At 72.4% G+C, this 16,561-nt stretch carries 13 protein-coding genes and 1 riboswitch; of the genes, 7 read left to right on the forward strand and 6 right to left on the reverse strand.

Features of this window, described 5'->3' with window-relative positions; translation table 11 throughout:
• The first annotated feature begins 162 nt into the window (after positions 1–162).
• The 5 genes from ACIPRD_RS04825 (at position 163) to rarD (ending at position 7,143) form a co-directional block, all read left to right on the forward strand.
• Entirely contained in the window at positions 163–1,647 is a 1,485-nt protein-coding gene (locus tag ACIPRD_RS04825; protein WP_401559840.1) for a sensor histidine kinase, read from the forward strand.
• Between the two features lie 426 nt (positions 1,648–2,073).
• Positions 2,074–2,733, forward strand: coding sequence for a response regulator transcription factor (locus tag ACIPRD_RS04830; protein ID WP_356401232.1), 660 nt, complete (start codon positions 2,074–2,076; stop codon positions 2,731–2,733).
• A 231-nt stretch (positions 2,734–2,964) separates the two neighbouring features.
• Positions 2,965–4,893, forward strand: a complete 1,929-nt coding sequence (locus tag ACIPRD_RS04835; RefSeq protein WP_356401005.1) for a 2-oxoacid:acceptor oxidoreductase subunit alpha — start codon at positions 2,965–2,967, stop codon at positions 4,891–4,893.
• Positions 4,886–5,947 carry a 2-oxoacid:ferredoxin oxidoreductase subunit beta gene (locus tag ACIPRD_RS04840; RefSeq protein ID WP_356401007.1) on the forward strand — a complete coding sequence of 354 codons (1,062 nt, stop codon included), beginning with the start codon at positions 4,886–4,888 and terminating at the stop codon, positions 5,945–5,947. Before ACIPRD_RS04835 ends, ACIPRD_RS04840 begins: the two co-directional genes overlap by 8 nt.
• Before the next feature lie 200 nt (positions 5,948–6,147).
• Positions 6,148–7,143 (forward strand): EamA family transporter RarD, encoded by a 996-nt coding sequence (gene rarD / locus ACIPRD_RS04845; protein WP_356401009.1) that lies wholly within the window; start codon positions 6,148–6,150, stop codon positions 7,141–7,143.
• 442 nt (positions 7,144–7,585) lie between these two features.
• On the opposite strand, the gene ACIPRD_RS04850 is transcribed toward rarD, so the two are convergent.
• Positions 7,586–8,809 carry a tetratricopeptide repeat protein gene (locus ACIPRD_RS04850; RefSeq protein ID WP_401559845.1) on the reverse strand — a complete coding sequence of 408 codons (1,224 nt, stop codon included), beginning with the start codon at positions 8,807–8,809 and terminating at the stop codon, positions 7,586–7,588.
• A gap of 208 nt (positions 8,810–9,017) precedes the next feature.
• Here ACIPRD_RS04850 and ACIPRD_RS04855 point away from each other — a divergent pair, with 208 nt between their 5' ends.
• On the forward strand, positions 9,018–9,605 hold the full coding sequence (locus ACIPRD_RS04855) for an NAD(P)H-dependent oxidoreductase (RefSeq protein WP_356401013.1): 588 nt from the start codon (positions 9,018–9,020) through the stop codon (positions 9,603–9,605).
• 76 nt (positions 9,606–9,681) lie between these two features.
• Here ACIPRD_RS04855 and ACIPRD_RS04860 read toward each other — a convergent pair whose 3' ends face one another.
• From ACIPRD_RS04860 to ACIPRD_RS04875, 4 genes are all read right to left on the reverse strand, one after another.
• Complete coding sequence (locus tag ACIPRD_RS04860; RefSeq protein WP_401559848.1) at positions 9,682–10,707, reverse strand: ABC transporter permease; 1,026 nt, start codon at positions 10,705–10,707, stop codon at positions 9,682–9,684.
• Complete coding sequence (locus ACIPRD_RS04865) at positions 10,694–11,686, reverse strand: ABC transporter ATP-binding protein (RefSeq protein ID WP_401559851.1); 993 nt, start codon at positions 11,684–11,686, stop codon at positions 10,694–10,696. Before ACIPRD_RS04865 ends, ACIPRD_RS04860 begins: the two co-directional genes overlap by 14 nt.
• 102 nt (positions 11,687–11,788) lie before the next feature.
• Positions 11,789–13,042 (reverse strand): outer membrane lipoprotein carrier protein LolA, encoded by a 1,254-nt coding sequence (locus ACIPRD_RS04870; protein WP_401559854.1) that lies wholly within the window; start codon positions 13,040–13,042, stop codon positions 11,789–11,791.
• A gap of 296 nt (positions 13,043–13,338) precedes the next feature.
• A complete protein-coding gene (locus ACIPRD_RS04875; protein ID WP_356401021.1) occupies positions 13,339–14,349 on the reverse strand; it encodes a polyprenyl synthetase family protein in 1,011 nt (336 codons plus the stop codon).
• A 550-nt stretch (positions 14,350–14,899) separates the two neighbouring features.
• Positions 14,900–15,139: riboswitch (cyclic di-AMP (ydaO/yuaA leader) on the forward strand.
• Between the two features lie 3 nt (positions 15,140–15,142).
• On the opposite strand from ACIPRD_RS04875, the gene ACIPRD_RS04880 reads away from it, so the two are divergent.
• The gene (locus tag ACIPRD_RS04880; protein ID WP_356401023.1) at positions 15,143–15,634 is read left to right on the forward strand and encodes a transglycosylase SLT domain-containing protein; all 492 of its coding nucleotides are present in this window, start codon (positions 15,143–15,145) and stop codon (positions 15,632–15,634) included.
• A gap of 97 nt (positions 15,635–15,731) precedes the next feature.
• On the opposite strand, the gene ACIPRD_RS04885 is transcribed toward ACIPRD_RS04880, so the two are convergent.
• The gene (locus tag ACIPRD_RS04885; RefSeq protein ID WP_401559858.1) at positions 15,732–16,556 is read right to left on the reverse strand and encodes an HAD family hydrolase; all 825 of its coding nucleotides are present in this window, start codon (positions 16,554–16,556) and stop codon (positions 15,732–15,734) included.
• Positions 16,557–16,561: the final 5 nt, after the last annotated feature.

Here is a 16,561-nt window from a genome sequence, read left to right on the forward strand (position 1 = left end):
GCCACGACACGCCCGGTGGCGCGCACACCGCGCGCGGCACGGAAGGTGGGGAAAACCCCCCGCCCGAGACGCCGACGGACTCCATGGCCCGCGGCCGCACCGCCCGCGAGTCTGGAGGCACGGCACCGAAGCCGCCAGGACGAGCAGAACGGAACGCCACCGATGGCCACGGAGTACGGACAGGAGTACGGACCCGAGGACGGCCGGGGACACGGCCACGGGTACGACCGGAAGCCCGGCCGGAGGTACGACGGCGGGCACGGCCGCGGGGACGACCGGGGGTACGGCCGCGGGGACGACCGGGATGACGACCGGGGGTACGGCCGCGGGGACGGGCACCGCTCGGCCGCCCACGGCACCCGGGCGCCGCACCGCCTGCCGGCCGGGCTGCGGGCGCCGCTGGAGGCACGCGCCTGGCGCGAGTTCGGTTACGTCCTGCTGAGCCTGCCGGTCTCGATCGCGCTGTTCACCTGGACGGTGGCCCTGACCTCCCTCGGCGCGGGCCTGCTGGTCACCTTCGTCGGCATCCCGGTGCTCGCGCTCGCCCTCGTCGGCTGCCGGGGCTTCGGCGTGCTGGAGCGGATGCGAGCCCGCGGACTCCTCCACCTGGACGTGGCCGACCCGGAGCCCCTGCGGCCCCGCGGTCCGGGGGCGTTCGCGTGGATGGGCGCGGTGCTGAAGAGCGGCGCCTCGTGGCGGCACCTGCTGTACGCGCTGCTGCGGTTCCCCTGGGCGGTGTTCTCCTTCGTGGTCGCGGTCGTCTTCTGGACGACGGGCTGGTCGCTGCTGACGTACCCGCTGTGGTTCTGGGTCCTGCCCGTGTACGCCGGGCAGGGAGGCATCCAGCTGTACGGCGACGCGCACCACAGCGTCTATCTGGACAACCCGTTCGAGATCACGGTGACCGCGCTCGTCGGACTGGTGTTCACGCTGGTCACGCCCTGGATCGTGCGGGGGCTGACGACCGTCGACGGGCTGCTGGTGCGCGGGCTGCTCGGGCCGTCGCGGCTGTCGGCGCGGGTGGTGGAGCTGGAGTCGGACCGGGGGGCCGTGGCCGACACCGCCGCGGCCGATCTGCGCCGCATCGAGCGGGACCTGCACGACGGGGCCCAGGCCCGGCTGGTCGGCCTGGCGATGGACCTGGGCCTCGCCAAGGAGAAGCTGCGGGAGGATCCCCGGGCGGCGGCGCGGATGGTGGAGGAGGCGCACGGCGAGGTGAAGACGGCGCTGCGGGAGCTGCGCGAGCTCGCCCGGGGCATCCACCCGGCCGTGCTGACCGACCGCGGTCTCGACGCGGCGCTCTCGGCGGTCGCCTCCCGCTGCACGGTGCCCGTGCGGGTGGAGGTCGACCTCCCGGCCCGGCCGGCCTCCGCGATCGAGGGCATCGTCTACTTCACCGTCTGCGAGCTGCTGCAGAACATCAGCAAGCACAGCCGGGCGCGGTCCGCCTCGGTCGACGTGTGGCGCGCGGACGACCGGCTGATGCTGCAGGTCACGGACGACGGAACCGGCGGCGCGGACGCGTCGCTCGGCTCGGGCCTCGCGGGGCTGTCGGGCCGGCTGGACGCGGTGGACGGAGTCCTTCTGGTGGACTCCCCGGCGGGCGGCCCCACGCATGTCGTCGCGGAACTGCCCTGGCGGGTCTGAGAAAGTCCGCGCCAGGTCCTGTCGCAGAGCGGACGGGAGTTCGACGACAGGGCCCAGGGGGAAGCCGGCGGAAATCCCGCCGTCTTCCGGACGGAATCCCGGGACCGCTCCCGTTCGCATACCGGCCTCCGCTGAATACCGCCTTCCGCTGAATACCGGCTTCCGCCCGGACGGGAATCCGGAGCGACTCCCGTCCGGATATCGGACTCCCGCCGTGCCCCGGCGCACGCACCCCCATTCGGCCCCGCCCATTCCGGTCCAGCCGGATCCCGCTCCCGCCGGGCTCCCGCCGATCATCGATTCCCCCGCCGCGCCCACGGCCGCCGCGAATACTGGAATGCTGGACTTCCGTACGCACGTACGCCGTACGCCGTACGTCACCGGAAGGGCGGGGCAGTGGGGGGCCGGGAGATCGTGGAGGACAGGGTGCGCGTGGTCATCGCCGAGGACTCGGTGCTGCTCAGAGAGGGCCTGACCCGGTTGCTGACCGACCGCGGGCACGATGTCGTGGCCGGCGTCGGGGACGCGGAGGCGCTGGTCGGGACCATCACGGAGCTGGCCGCGCGGGGAGAGCTGCCGGACGTGGTCGTGGCCGACGTACGGATGCCGCCGACCCATACGGACGAGGGCGTGCGCGCCGCCGTACGGCTCCGCAAGGCGCATCCGGGGCTCGGCGTGCTCGTGCTGTCACAGTACGTGGAGGAGCGTTACGCCACCGAACTCCTGGCCGGTTCCAGCCGGGGTGTGGGCTATCTGCTCAAGGACCGGGTGGCCGAGGTGCGGGAGTTCGTCGACGCGGTGGTGCGGGTGGCCCGGGGCGGTACGGCGCTGGACCCGGAGGTGGTCGCGCAGCTGCTCGGCCGCAGCCGCAAGCAGGACGTGCTGGCGGGGCTCACGCCGCGTGAGCGCGAGGTGCTGGGGCTGATGGCGGAGGGCCGGACGAACTCGGCCGTGGCCCGGCAGCTGGTGGTCAGCGACGGTGCCGTGGAGAAGCACGTCAGCAACATCTTCCTGAAACTGGGACTGGCCCCCAGCGACGGTGACCACCGGCGTGTTCTGGCCGTGCTGACCTATCTGAACTCGTAACGGTCTGACACTGTGTCAAGGAGGGTCTTCGGACGTCGTCCGGGCGAATAACCCGTGCATATGCCCGGAGGGACGGGAAATCATGAGTTGTCAGCGCGAGAGGCCGTCTCAGAAAGCCGTCCATCATGCGGATGGCCACGGGAAGGCGACCCTAACCGACGTAGGGTTGATTTTGGGATGGTCCGTGGTACGGACATGCCCGGACAGCCGCCTCGAAGGAGGTCCAGTTCAGTGACCAGCCAGGTCAGCAGCCCAGCGGAGCACACCGACGGAACCGTCGTGGCAGAGCAGCGCAAACCGGGTGGAGCGAAGGACGTGCGGCGCCTGAACCGGGTGATCATCCGGTTCGCGGGAGACTCGGGCGACGGCATGCAGCTCACCGGTGACCGGTTCACCTCGGAGACCGCGACCTTCGGCAACGACCTCTCCACGCTGCCGAACTTCCCGGCCGAGATCCGCGCCCCCGCAGGCACCCTGCCGGGAGTCTCCTCGTTCCAGCTCCACTTCGCCGACCACGACATCCTCACCCCGGGCGACGCGCCGAACGTGCTGGTCGCGATGAACCCGGCCGCCCTGAAGGCCAACATCGGCGATCTGCCGCGCGGGGCGGAGATCATCGTCAACACCGACGAGTTCACCAAGCGCGCCCTGCAGAAGGTCGGGTACGAGAAGTCCCCCCTGGAGGACGGCTCGCTGGACGGCTACCAGCTGCACCCGGTGCCGCTGACCACGCTGACCGTGGAGGCGCTGAAGGAGTTCGAGCTCTCCCGCAAGGAGGCCGAGCGCAGCAAGAACATGTTCGCGCTGGGCCTGCTGAGCTGGATGTACCACCGGCCGACCGAGGGCACCGAGAAGTTCCTGACGGACAAGTTCGCCAAGAAGCCGGACATCGCGGCGGCCAACATCGCCGCCTTCCGGGCCGGCTGGAACTTCGGTGAGACCACGGAGGACTTCGCGGTCTCCTACGAGGTCGCGCCCGCCGCGAAGGCGTTCCCGCCGGGCGTCTACCGCAACATCTCCGGCAACCTGGCCCTGTCGTACGGCCTGGTCACCGCCTCCCGGCAGGCGGATCTGCCGCTGTTCCTGGGCTCGTACCCGATCACCCCGGCCTCGGACATCCTGCACGAGCTGAGCAAGCACAAGAACTTCGGCGTGCGCACCTTCCAGGCGGAGGACGAGATCGCGGGCGTCGGCGCGGCCCTGGGGGCGGCGTTCGGCGGCTCGCTCGCGGTCACGACCACCTCCGGCCCGGGTGTGGCGCTGAAGTCGGAGACCATCGGCCTCGCCGTCTCCCTGGAGCTGCCGCTGCTGGTGGTCGACATCCAGCGCGGCGGCCCGTCGACGGGTCTGCCGACCAAGACCGAGCAGGCGGACCTGCTCCAGGCGATGTACGGCCGCAACGGCGAGGCCCCGGTCCCGGTGGTCGCGCCCCGGACCCCGGGCGACTGCTTCGACGCCGCCCTGGAGGCCGCGCGGATCGCGCTGACCTACCGCACGCCCGTCTTCCTGCTCTCCGACGGCTACCTGGCCAACGGCTCCGAGCCGTGGCGGATCCCGGACCTGGAGGAGCTGCCCGACCTGCGGGTGCCGTTCGCCGAGGGCCCGAACCACACGCTGGAGGACGGCACCGAGGTCTTCTGGCCGTACAAGCGGGACCCGCACACCCTGGCCCGCCCCTGGGCGATCCCGGGCACGCCGGGCCTGGAGCACCGCATCGGCGGCATCGAGAAGCAGGACGGCTCGGGCAACATCTCCTACGACCCGGGCAACCACGACTTCATGGTCCGCACCCGTCAGGCCAAGATCGACGGCATCGAGGTCCCGGACCTGGAGGTCGACGACCCGGACGGAGCGGGCACGCTGGTGCTGGGCTGGGGCTCGACCTTCGGGCCGATCACCGCGGCGGTACGACGGCTGCGGACGGCCGGCGAGTCCATCGCGCAGGCCCATCTGCGCCACCTCAACCCGTTCCCGGCCAACCTCGAGAAGGTCCTCAAGGGGTACGACCGGGTGATCGTCCCCGAGATGAACCTCGGGCAGCTCGCCACCCTGATCCGGGCGAAGTACCTGGTCGACGCACGCTCCTACACCCAGGTCAACGGCATGCCGTTCAAGGCGGAACAGCTCGCCGCCGCGCTCAAGGAGGCCATCGATGACTGACGCCGGCAACGGGCTGCTGCAGCTGGTCCCCAAGGCCGAGGCCAAGCAGTCGATGAAGGACTTCAAGTCCGACCAGGAGGTGCGCTGGTGCCCGGGCTGCGGTGACTACGCGATCCTGGCGGCCGTGCAGGGCTTCATGCCGGAGCTGGGCCTGGCGAAGGAGAACATCGTCTTCGTCTCCGGCATCGGCTGCTCCTCCCGCTTCCCGTACTACATGAACACCTACGGGATGCACTCCATCCACGGGCGTGCCCCGGCGATCGCGACCGGCCTCGCGGCCTCGCGGCGGGACCTGAGCGTCTGGGTCGTCACCGGTGACGGCGACGCCCTGTCCATCGGCGGCAACCACCTGATCCACGCGCTGCGCCGGAACGTGAACCTCAAGATCCTGCTGTTCAACAACCGGATCTACGGCCTGACCAAGGGGCAGTACTCCCCGACCTCCGAGGTCGGCAAGATCACCAAGTCGACGCCGATGGGATCGCTGGACGCCCCCTTCAACCCGGTGTCGCTGGCGATCGGCGCCGAGGCCTCCTTCGTCGCCCGCACGATCGACTCCGACCGCAAGCACCTCACCGAGGTGCTGCGCGCGGCCGCCGACCACCCGGGCACGGCCCTGATCGAGATCTACCAGAACTGCAACATCTTCAACGACGGCGCCTTCGACGCCCTCAAGGACAACCAGCGGGCCGAAGAGGCGCTGATCCGCCTGGAGCACGGGCAGCCGATCCGCTTCGGCGCCGACGGGTCGCGCGGTGTCGTGCGCGACCGGCGGACCGGGGATCTGACGGTGGTGACCGTGACGCCGGAGAACGAGGCCGACGTCCTGGTGCACGACGCCCACTCGGCGTCCCCCACCACCGCCTTCGCGCTCTCGCGGCTGGCGGACCCGGACACCCTGCACCACACGCCGATCGGCGTCTTCCGCTCCGTCGAGCGGCCCGTCTACGACACGCAGATGTCCGAACAGCTCGACACCGCCGTCGCGCAGCGCGGCGAGGGCGACCTGGCCACGCTGCTGGCGGGCGGGGACACCTGGACGGTCGTCGGCTGAGACGGCCGCGGCGGCCCTGGCGGCCGGCGCTCACCGACACCGGCGAGGCCCGGGACGTCGTGCCACGTCCCGGGCCTCGCCGGTGTCCGGAAGCGGTTCACGGCCGCCTGTCATGACCGTATAGCGGTACGGACATGACAGAGGGGGCCGCTCGGCGCTACCTTCCTCCTCGCGTGCCTGATTGTGAGAAGGAGGGGTCCGTGGCCGGATCGCCCAAGGGTGAGCACCGAATAGGCCTGCTGAACGGTTTCGCCGCCTATGGGATGTGGGGGCTGGTCCCCCTGTTCTGGCCGCGGCTGAAACCGGCGGGCGCCATGGAGATCCTGGCCCACCGGATGGTGTGGTCCCTGCTCTTCGTCGGCGTCGCCCTGCTCTTCGTACGGCGCTGGGCCTGGGCCGGGGAGCTGCTGCGCAGGCCGCGCCGCCTCGCGCTGGTCGTGCTGGCCGCCGCCGTCATCACCGTGAACTGGGGCGTCTACATCTGGGCCGTGAACTCCGGCCACGTGGTCGAGGCCTCGCTCGGGTACTTCATCAACCCGCTGGTGACCATCGCGATGGGCGTCCTGCTCCTGAAGGAACGGCTCTCGGCCCTTCAGTGGGTGGCCGTCGGGGTCGGCGTCGCCGCGGTCGTCGTGCTGACCGTGGGGTACGGCCGGCCGCCGTGGATCTCCCTGTGCCTCGCCCTCTCCTTCGCCGTCTACGGGTTCGTGAAGAAGAAGGTCGGCCTGGGCGGCGTGGAGTCACTGGCCGCCGAGACCGCGATCCAGTTCCTGCCCGCGCTCGGCTATCTGCTGTGGCTCGGCGCGCACGGCGGGTCCACCTTCACCGGTCACGGCACCGGTCACTCCGCGCTGCTCGTCTCGACGGGCGTGGTCACCGCGCTGCCGCTGGTCTGCTTCGGCGCCGCGGCCATCCGGGTCCCGCTGTCCACGCTGGGGCTGCTCCAGTACCTCGCGCCGGTCTTCCAGTTCGTGCTCGGCATCCTGTACTTCCACGAGTCGATGCCGCCGGAGCGGTGGGCGGGCTTCGGCCTGGTGTGGCTGGCGCTGATCCTGCTCACCTGGAACGCGATGCGCTCCGTGCGGCGGGCGCGGGTGGTCGCGGCGGGGCTTGGCGTGGAGACACCCCGGCCGCGCCTGGAGACGCCCGTCGCGGAGGCCGCACCGGCCGCCCCGGCGGACGTGGTGGAAGCCTGACGGCACGCGACGGCGGGCCCGCGGCGAAAGCCTGACGGCACATCTGGGCGGACCGCGGCGGAGGCCTGACGGCACACCCGGGCGGACCGCGGCGGAAGTCCGGCGGTACGCCTGGGCGGCACCGTGGCGGAAGTCCGGCCGTACGCCTGGGCGGCCCGCGGCGGAAGTCCGGCCGTACGTCCGGGCGGGACCGTGGCGGAAGTCCGGCGGTACGCCTGGGCGGCACCGTGGCGGACGTCCGGGCGGGCCCGTGGTGGACTCGGCGCGGACGCGGCGCCGCTCGGTGCCGTGCCGGTCACGCCCTCGCGGCAGGGCCTCGGGCCGGCTTCGGCTTCGGCTTCGGCTTCGGCTTCGGCTTCGGCTTCGGGCCGGCTTCGGCCTCGGGCCGGCTTCGGCTTGAACGACGGCAGGCCGTCGTCGGAAGCGTGCCGCGGACAGTGAGTCAGGCTTCGGCGGCCGCGCGGTCGGTGAGGCGGGCCATGCGGGCGCGTGCCGATTCCAGGGGGCGCGGGTCGTCGGCCGCGGGGCCGGGCTCCGCCGCGAGAGCGGCCCACAGGCCGATCAGGTCGCGCCCCATCCGCAGCCCCTGCCCGGGGTCGCGCACCGCGCGCCAGGCGGTGGCCGCGCTCTGCAGGTCGCCGTAGGCGCCCGCCGCGTCGTCCAGCGCGCGGCGCCCGCGGGCGGTGTCCAGGGAGAGCGTGAACGCGCGGACCGGGTCGCCCTCCAGCCAGGCGATGTAGGCGCTCAGCTCGCGCAGGCGGAGCACTTCGCGGTGGCGGGGTCCGAGCACCGCCGACGCCTCGGCGACCGCGCGCCCGGCCAGCTCCGCCGCCTCCTCGGTACGGCCCTCCCGGACGGCCTCGTTGATCTGGGCCAGCGGTCCGGCCAGCAGCTCGGCGCCCTCCGCCGTCTCGGTCACGGGCTCGTCGCACAGGACCTCCTCGGCGACGGCGTCGAAGCCCCGGGGAGGGGCGGGCGCTGCGGCCGCGGCGAGGTCGGTACCGGGTTCCGGAAGGACGGGCAGCCCGCTCCCGGTCCCACGCCCGGCGCGGGTGACGTCCGGCCCGGGGGTGTACGCGGAGCCCGCGCGCCGGCCGCCGGGTCCCTGGCCGCGTACGGGATCCATGACGGGCGCCGGCCCGAACACCCCGGTCGGCGCCTGCACCGTGCCCGGCGCGGACGCGACGCCCGCGGCGGGCGGGGCGGCCTGGGCGGGCAGAGCGGCCGGTGCGGACGCGGTGGCCGGCGCCGCCGTCGTACCCGCCGGGGTCGCAGTCGTACCGGCAGGGGTCGCCGTCGTACCGTCCGGCACCGGGCCGCCCAGCACCACGGGACCGCTCGGCGCGGCCGGGGTGCGCGGCGCCGCCGGAACATTCAGCCGTACGGGGTCGCCCGTCACCCGGCTGGAGCCGTCCGTCGCGACCTCCAACGGGACCACACAGCCGGTGCGGTCGTCGTGGATGGTGGCGTTCACCGGGGCGCCGAGGCTGATGGCGAGGCGGTGCAGGCGGTTCAGCACGGCCTGCTGGACGTCCTCGCCGGGCGCCGCCGTGACCGCGGTCCCGTCCACCGAGGCGGTTCCGGCACCGGACACCCGGACGCGCACCGTCGCCGGATGCGCCACGGGCGCCTGTGCCCGCTTCTTCTCGAAGCTGAGTCGGGACATCGGTCTTTCCTCACTCCCCCGGCGTCACGATCCGGTCGTACACGTCCTGCCGTCAGTCTGTCCACTCCGACCCGGCGCCGGCGTCACCGCGACGTCACAGCCTCGCACCAGCCGCACCCTTGAACCAAAGTGCTTGCATGTGCATAAAATGCAGACGTCTTTGATACGTCTTTGATCGTGCTACGACGACGCTCGCTCCGGGGGACACATGAACCGCAGCTTCCTCTTCGTCCTGGGCAGTGCCCGCACCGAGGGAAACACCGAGATCCTGGCCCGCGCCGCCGCCGAACAGCTGCCCGCGGACGTGGAGCGCAGGTGGGTCCGGCTGAGCGAGATCGCGCTGCCGGAGTTCTCGGACCTGCGGCACGACAGCGACCACGTGCGGCCGGCACCGGACACCCCGGCCGGGATGCTGCTGGACGCGACCCTCGCGGCCACGGACATCGTGATCGCCTCGCCGCTGTACTGGTACTCGGTGTCGGGCCTCACCAAGCACTACCTGGACCACTGGTCCGGGTGGCTGCGCATCCCGGGCGTGGACTTCAAGGCGTCCATGGCGGGGCGCACGCTGTGGGGCGTGTCGGCCAGGGCGGACCGGGAACCGTCGGTCGCCGACCCGCTCGTCGGCACGCTCAACAACTCGGCCGCCTACCTGGGGATGCGCTTCGGCGGGGTGCTGCAGGGCAACGGCAGCGCGCCCGGTGACGTACGCGGGGACGGCGAGGCGCTGGCGCGCGCGAAGACGTTCTTCGCGACGGAGGCACCGCTCGCACGCTTCCCGCACCAGGCCGGCTGAGGCCTCCGTCGCCCCTGCTTCCCGGCCAGGGGCTCTGGGGGGCGTCTCCCCGTGTGTCGCGGGCCCGCGACGCCGCCTAGGCGTTGATGTCCTTCGTCGTGAACCTCGCCCAGGCGGCGGTGCCGAACACCGCCGCGTACAGCGCCTGGAGACCGAGGTTCTTCGTCAGGCCGTCCCAGTAGACCGGGTCGCGCATCAGGTCGGCGAAGGACAGCCAGTAGTGGGAGAAGAAGTAGGGCTGGAAGGCGTGCAGTTGCGGGATCTGGTCGAGGATCTGGACGGTGATCACCAGGCCCACGGTGGTCGCCATCGCCGCGATCCCGCTGCTGGTCAGCGTGGACACGAACAGGCCGAGGGCCGCGACGCCGATCAGTGAGGCGGCCACGACCAGCGCGATCAGCAGCGCCCGGCCGAGTCCCTCGCCGAAACCGATGCGGGTGCCGGAGATGGTGGTGAGGTCGCCGAGCGGGAACAGCAGCGCGCCGACGGCGAGCGCGGAACCGGCGACCACCAGGGTGGCCAGCAGGCAGAAGGCCATGACCGTCGTGTACTTGGCCAGCAGCAGCCTGGTCCGGCCGGCCGGGGCGACCAGCAGATAGCGCAGGGTCCCGGCGTTCGCCTCGCCCGCGATCGCGTCACCGGCGACCACGCCGACCGCCATCGGCAGGAAGAACGGCAGGGTCGCGGCCAGGGCCGTGAACACCAGGAACAGTCCGTTGTTGGTGACCTGCGCGATGAAGGCCGGCCCCTCGCCGCCGCCCCGGCCCGCCGGGGAGCCGTCCCGGGTCTCGATCCGTACCGCGATCCCGATCAGCACCGGCACCGCCGCCAGCACGCCGAGCAGCGCGAGCGTCCGCCAGCGGCGGAGGGTGGTGGTCAGCTCGCTGCGCAGCAGTCCGAAGGTCCACAACGGGTTCCGGCGACCGGGCGCGCGGCCGGGTACGGGCGCGGTTCCAGACGCTGCGCCGGGCGCGGTTCCGGGTACGGGCGGCGCCCCGCGCGCGGGGGCGGGGGCGGAACCGGTGCGCGAGCCGGGACCGGCCCCCGGGCGCGAGCCGGAGCCGGGGCCGTCGGGTGCGTGCGGCCGTTCAGCCCGCGACATCGAAGCCCTCCCCCGTCAGTGCCACGAACGCATCCTCCAGGGAGGCCCGTTCGAGCGCGAAGCCCCGGACCCGGACGCCCGCCGTGACGAGCGCCGCGTTGACCTCGGCCAGGTCGCGCGCGGGCGGTTCGCCGAGGACCCGGTCGCCGTCGACGGTGACGTCCCCGACGCCCTGTTCCTTCAGCACCCGGGCCGCGTCGGCGGGATCCGGCGTGGTCACCACGAGCCGGCCGTGCGCACCGGCCGCCAGGCCGGCCACCGGGCCCTGCGCGACGAGCCGGCCCCGGTTCATCACCGCCACGTCGGTGCACACCTGCTCGATCTCGTCGAGGAGGTGCGAGGAGAGGAAGACGGTGGTGCCGTCGGAGGCCAGCTCGCGCACGAGGGTGCGGATCTCGCGCATCCCCTGCGGGTCGAGGCCGTTGGTCGGCTCGTCCAGGACGAGCAGCCTGCGCGGCTGGAGCAGCGCGGCGGCGAGGCCGAGCCGCTGCTTCATGCCGAGGGAGTACGCCCGCGCCTTCTTCCCCGCTGCGGCCGCGAGCCCGACCCGCTCCAGCGCGGCGCCGACCCGGGCACGCCGGGTGCGGGGGTCGGCGGCCGGGTCGGCGGAGTCGTAGCGCAGCAGGTTGTCCCGGCCGGAGAGGAAGCCGTACAGGGCGGGGCCCTCGATGAGCGCGCCGACCTCGGGCAGGACGGTGCGCGCCGAGCCCGGCATGGGGTGGCCCAGGACCCGGGCCGTGCCCGAGGTCGGGGAGATCAGCCCCATGAGCATGCGGATCGTGGTGGTCTTGCCCGAGCCGTTCGGGCCGAGGAAGCCGAAGACGCTGCCCGCCGGGACGGTCAGGTCCAGACCGTCGACGGCGAGCTGTCCGCCGCGGTAGCGCTTGGTCAGACCGTGCGTGGCGATGACGTGCTCCGGCGTGTCCCCGGCCGGCGCCGGGTCCGCCGGATCATGCTCCGTGGCGGGCGGTGCGTCCATCGGCTCACCTCGATCCGTCAGGGCCCCCGGACCGCCCGGCGGGTCCGGGGGCCCGCGGTTCCGGGCTCGTGCGGCCCGGCCCGCGCGGCCGGGCCCGTGGGACTACTTCCCCTCGTCGGCCGCCTTCACGAGCGCCTCCTTGGTCACCGCGCCCGCGTACACCTTGCCGTCGTCGGTGATCAGGGCGTTGACCAGGCGCGTGGAGAAGACCGTGCCCTTGCCGAACTTGCCGGAGACCGGGTCGCCGAGCGAGCCGATGATGCCGCCGAGCTCGCCGCTGCGGTCGCCGGAGGACTTGCCGCCCTTGGCGCCGGTGTCGAAGACCGCGATGGAGTCCCAGCCCTTGCCCAGGACGTGGAATCCCTTGTCGCCGTGGCCGAACATGCCGCCGGGGCCGTCGCCGGGCTTCGGGGTGTGCCCCGGCGCACCGGGCTCGTGCGTGCCCATGTCGCCGTGGTCCGCGCCGCCCTCGGTGCCGCCCTGCTTCTCCTCGGTGACCTTCGCGCCCTTGGGCGGGACGAAGTCGAAGGTGGAGGCGGCGGGCTTCGCGAAGGAGACCTGGGTGAAGCCCGCGTCGAACACGGCGGCGCCGCCGCTCTTCGGGGTCAGCGTGTACTTCAGCGGCACGCCCGTCTTGGCGTCCACGGCGATGTTGATCGCGCCGACAGTGGTGTCGGGCTGCTTCGGCTTGATCTGGAGCTTGTAGGCGTCGCGGCCGGCGACGTGGGCGGTGCCGTCGACGGTGACGGCGGTGGTGTCGTCGACCGACTTCAGCAGGTCCTTGGCGAAGTTCTGGGGCAGCGCCTGCCGCTCCGCGCGCCGGTCCTCGGCCTCCTTGCCGGCGGTGCCGTGGTAGACCTCGTTGCTCTTGCTGTCGTAGCCCCAGACGTCCTTGCCGTTGTGGACGACGCTGTACTCCGCGCCCTGCTCCAGCACGGACAGCTTCTGCCGGTCCGGGCCGTCGGCGGCCACCCGCAGGGTGTGCGTGCCGGAGAGCAGCTCGACGAGCTTGGCCTTCGGGGCCGCGGAGGAGCCGTCGCCGCCCCCGGCGGCGCCGGACAGCATGCCGTTCTCCATGCCGCCCAGGTCGGGCAGGCCGAGGTCGGTGTCGGTCTTCACCGTGCCGGACAGCTGCTGCACGTCCGACTTGGCGATCTTCTCTATGAGCTGCTGGGCGCTGATCTTCGGCAGGTCGGGGTCGCCGGAGTCGGCGAGCGCCGGGACCAGGCCGATCGTCACGGCCGCGACGCCCACCACCGCCACCGGAACGGCGTACCTCGCGGCCTTGCGGCCCGCGGAGCGCGGCTCCTCGTCCGGCGCGGCGCCCTTCACGTCGTCGGATTCGTACGGTGCCATGTCTGCCTTACCTCCGTCGTCGGCGGCGGCTTCCCTCGCGATGAATCCATCTGAGCCGCCATTCTCACCCGAATCGGTGAGGAGTGGTGATTCCCGTGGTTTCCATCTCACCAAATCCGGCGCCGGGAATCGTCAGACCTCGGAGGCAACTGCGCGTACACCTGCGGTATGACGCCGGAGGGCGGTGCCTCCACCCGACCCGTAGGGGTCGTGCGGGGACACCGCCCTCATGTCTGTCCGGCGGAGCGGACGGCGCGCGACCCGGCGCTCCGGGTGGCGGGCTGTCCGACGGGGTGCTAGCCGGCCCGGTGGACCACCGCGTCGCACAGTTCGAGCAGCGCGGCCTTGGCGCTGCACTCGCGCAGCGGGGCCAGCGCGGCGCGGGCCTCCTCCGCGTACCGGATGGTGTCCCGGCGGGCCTGCTCCAGCGCGGGGTGCGCGCGCAGCGCGGTCAGCGCCTCCGCGTGCCGGGCGTCGTCGCTGAGGTCGGAGTCGAGCAGCTCGCACAGCGCGATGTCCTCGGGCAGGCCGAGACGCGCGGCCCGCTCGCGCAGCCGGAGGACCGGCAGCGTCGGGATGCCCTCGCGCAGGTCGGTGCCCGGGGTCTTGCCGGACTCGTGGGAGTCGGAGGCGATGTCCAGGAAGTCGTCGGCGAGCTGGAAGGCGACGCCGAGCCGCTCCCCGTACTGGGTGAGCACGTCGACGACCGTCTCGTCGGCGCCGGACATCATCGCGCCGAACCGGCAGGAGACGGCCACCAGCGAGCCCGTCTTGCCCGCGAGCACGTCCAGGTAGTGCTCGACCGGGTCGCGGCCGTCCATCGGACCCGCGGTCTCCAGTATCTGACCGGTGACCAGCCGCTCGAAGGCGAGGGCCTGGACGCGTACGGCCTCGGGGCCGAGGTCGGCCAGTATCTGCGTGGCGCGGGCGAAGAGGAAGTCGCCGGTGAGGACCGCGACGGAGTTGCCCCAGCGGGAGTTGGCGCTGTCGACGCCGCGGCGCACGGCCGCCTCGTCCATGACGTCGTCGTGGTACAGCGTGGCCAGGTGGGTCAGCTCCACGACGACGGCCGACGGCACGATGCGCGGCGCGTGCTTGTCGCCGAACTGCGCGGCGAGCAGCACGAGCAGGGGCCGGAACCGCTTGCCGCCGGCCCGCACGAGATGCTGGGAGGCTCCCGTGATGAACGGGACCTCGCTCTTGGTGGCCTCGAGCAGGCCTTCTTCGACAGCCGCCAGTCCGACCTGGACATCGGCCTCCAGAGCCTGGTCCCGCACGCTCAGCCCGAACGGCCCGGTGACGGTCACGAGGAGTCTCCTGTCTGCAGGTGTCTGCTGGCGCTCATGCGGTTTGTCGATAGGTCGCTGCCACCACTCGAGTCAGCGTATCCGGTCCTCTTTCGATCACCGATAGCACCCACCGGTCCAGCCCGGGAGGTATCGGATCACAACCGGCGTGTTCGCGATCAGGTAATAAGAACGGACATTTATCGACTTAACGGGAAGATGCACCCACCGTCGCACCTCCACACACGCCAACGAAGGGCGCCACCCCAGAGGTTCCGCCCGGAAGGGGACCGACACCCCCGAATGGCCCCAAACAGACTTAATCCACCTAATCCCCCTTGTCTGTTTTTGCGCATTTTGACACTTCGTGAGTTGGGTCACGCGCCCCCACCCGGCGAGCCGCCCCCGCGAGCCCCTCGTCCACGCCGGTGGCACCTTGCCCGCCCGGCCAGTTGAGGGTTGGCGATCGCAAAGGATCAAGTGCCTCAATTGGTACAGATCAAGGTCAACTGGCACGTTGTGTGATTCCGACACTTGTTCCGGACATGTGCTCTCGCATACGTTCCGGGCCGTCGGGCGAACGCCGAATCCTGCCGCGCCCGGCATCACCCACCGATGAAGCATTCGTACGGCAGGAGCGGGGGAACCAGGTAAGTCCGCCGGGACGGACGGCACATGCCGTACGGACCGGCTCGGGGTGAAGCCACGCCTCTCCCAGCGCCCGACGGGCCTGGGGGAATCACCGGGCGTGGCCGGGCACCTCCCCGCCCGAACCCGACAGCTCACCTCGCAGGCGGCGGAGAGGAACGTCCCCATGCCTGCTGCCGCTCAGCCCCGCCGTGCCCGTACGGCCCGTATCGCCCGCACCCTCGCCGTCGCCGGCACCGGTGCCGCCGCCCTCGCGCTGACCCTCCTGGGCACCACCAGCGCCTCCGCCGCCACCCCCGCGGCCGCCACCACGCCGGCCACCACCCCGGCCGGTTACCCGAACAACCTGGACGGCTGGATCCGCGAGTCGCTCGCGATCATGGCCCAGAAGGGCATCCCGGGCACCTACGACGGCATCCACCGCAACATCATGCGCGAGTCCTCGGGCAACCCCCTCGCCATCAACCTCTGGGACTCCAACGCGGTCAAGGGCACCCCGTCCAAGGGCCTGCTCCAGGTCATCGACCCGACCTTCCGCGCCTACCACGTGGCCGGCACCTCGTTCGACCCCTACGACCCGGTCGCGAACATCACCGCCGCGTGCAACTACGCCGCCGCGCGCTACGGCTCGATCGACAACGTCTTCGGCGCGTACTGAGCCGTCCGCGAGGACGGGTGAACGAAGGGGTGCCCCTCGGATCCAGCCGGTGGATCCGAGGGGCACCCCTTCGCGTCGTCCCGGCGCGGGGTGCCGCTCAGAGGACGGTGGCGCGGAAGCCGAAGACGCGCTCCAGCACCACCGCGATGCCGTCGTCCTCGTTCGAGAGGGTGACCTCGTCCGCCACCGCCTTCAGCTGAGGGTGCGCGTCGGCCATGGCGACGCCGCGGGCCGCCCAGTCGAACATCGGGATGTCGTTGGGCATGTCGCCGAAGGCCAGGGTGCCGGCCCGGCCGAGGCCGAGGTGCTCGGCGGCCATGGCCAGACCGGTCGCCTTGGTGATCCCGCACGGCTGGAGCTCGACCGTCCCGGGTCCCGACATGGTGACCGTCGCCAGCGAGCCGACGACCGAGCGGGCCGCCGCCGCCAACTCGTCGTCGGACAGCGTGGGATGGCGCAGCAGGACCTTGCTGATGGGCTCGCACCAGAGGTCGTCGCGGCGGCCGACCCGCACGGCGGGCAGGGTCGGGTGCGGCATCCGGTAGCCCGGCTCGATCAGCGTGAGGCCGTCCACACCGTCCTGGTCGACGGCCACGTGCACCTGCCCCACCTCGGCCTCGATCTTGCCGAGCGCCGTCTCGGCCAGGTCCCGGTCCAGGCGCACCGACCACAGCAGACGGCCGGCGCCCGCGTCGTACACCTGCGCGCCCTGCCCGCAGACGGCGAGCCCGGTGCAGCCGAGCAGGTCCAGCAGCGGCCGTACCCGCGGGGCCGGGCGGCCCGTGACCACCAGATGGCGGGCGCCGGCCCGCGACGCCTGTTCGAGCGCGTCGAGCGACCGGTCGGAGACGGTGTCGTCGCCGCGCAGCAGCGTCCCGTCCAAATCGGTGGCGATCAGTGAGTACGGGAGAGGTGCGGCCATGATCA

Source organism: Streptomyces sp. NPDC090108, assembly GCF_044747185.1.
Classification (GTDB): Bacteria; Actinomycetota; Actinomycetes; order Streptomycetales; family Streptomycetaceae; genus Streptomyces.

Coding starts and splice junctions, on each gene's coding strand:
- ACIPRD_RS04825 (WP_401559840.1), top strand. CDS start 163: ATGGCCACGGAGTACGGACAGGAGTACGGACCCGAGGACGGCCGGGGA.
- ACIPRD_RS04880 (WP_356401023.1), top strand. CDS start 15,143: ATGCCTGCTGCCGCTCAGCCCCGCCGTGCCCGTACGGCCCGTATCGCC.
- ACIPRD_RS04870 (WP_401559854.1), bottom strand. CDS start 13,042: ATGGCACCGTACGAATCCGACGACGTGAAGGGCGCCGCGCCGGACGAG.
- ACIPRD_RS04885 (WP_401559858.1), bottom strand. CDS start 16,556: ATGGCCGCACCTCTCCCGTACTCACTGATCGCCACCGATTTGGACGGG.
- ACIPRD_RS04850 (WP_401559845.1), bottom strand. CDS start 8,809: ATGTCCCGACTCAGCTTCGAGAAGAAGCGGGCACAGGCGCCCGTGGCG.
- ACIPRD_RS04840 (WP_356401007.1), top strand. CDS start 4,886: ATGACTGACGCCGGCAACGGGCTGCTGCAGCTGGTCCCCAAGGCCGAG.
- ACIPRD_RS04865 (WP_401559851.1), bottom strand. CDS start 11,686: ATGGACGCACCGCCCGCCACGGAGCATGATCCGGCGGACCCGGCGCCG.
- ACIPRD_RS04855 (WP_356401013.1), top strand. CDS start 9,018: ATGAACCGCAGCTTCCTCTTCGTCCTGGGCAGTGCCCGCACCGAGGGA.
- ACIPRD_RS04860 (WP_401559848.1), bottom strand. CDS start 10,707: ATGTCGCGGGCTGAACGGCCGCACGCACCCGACGGCCCCGGCTCCGGC.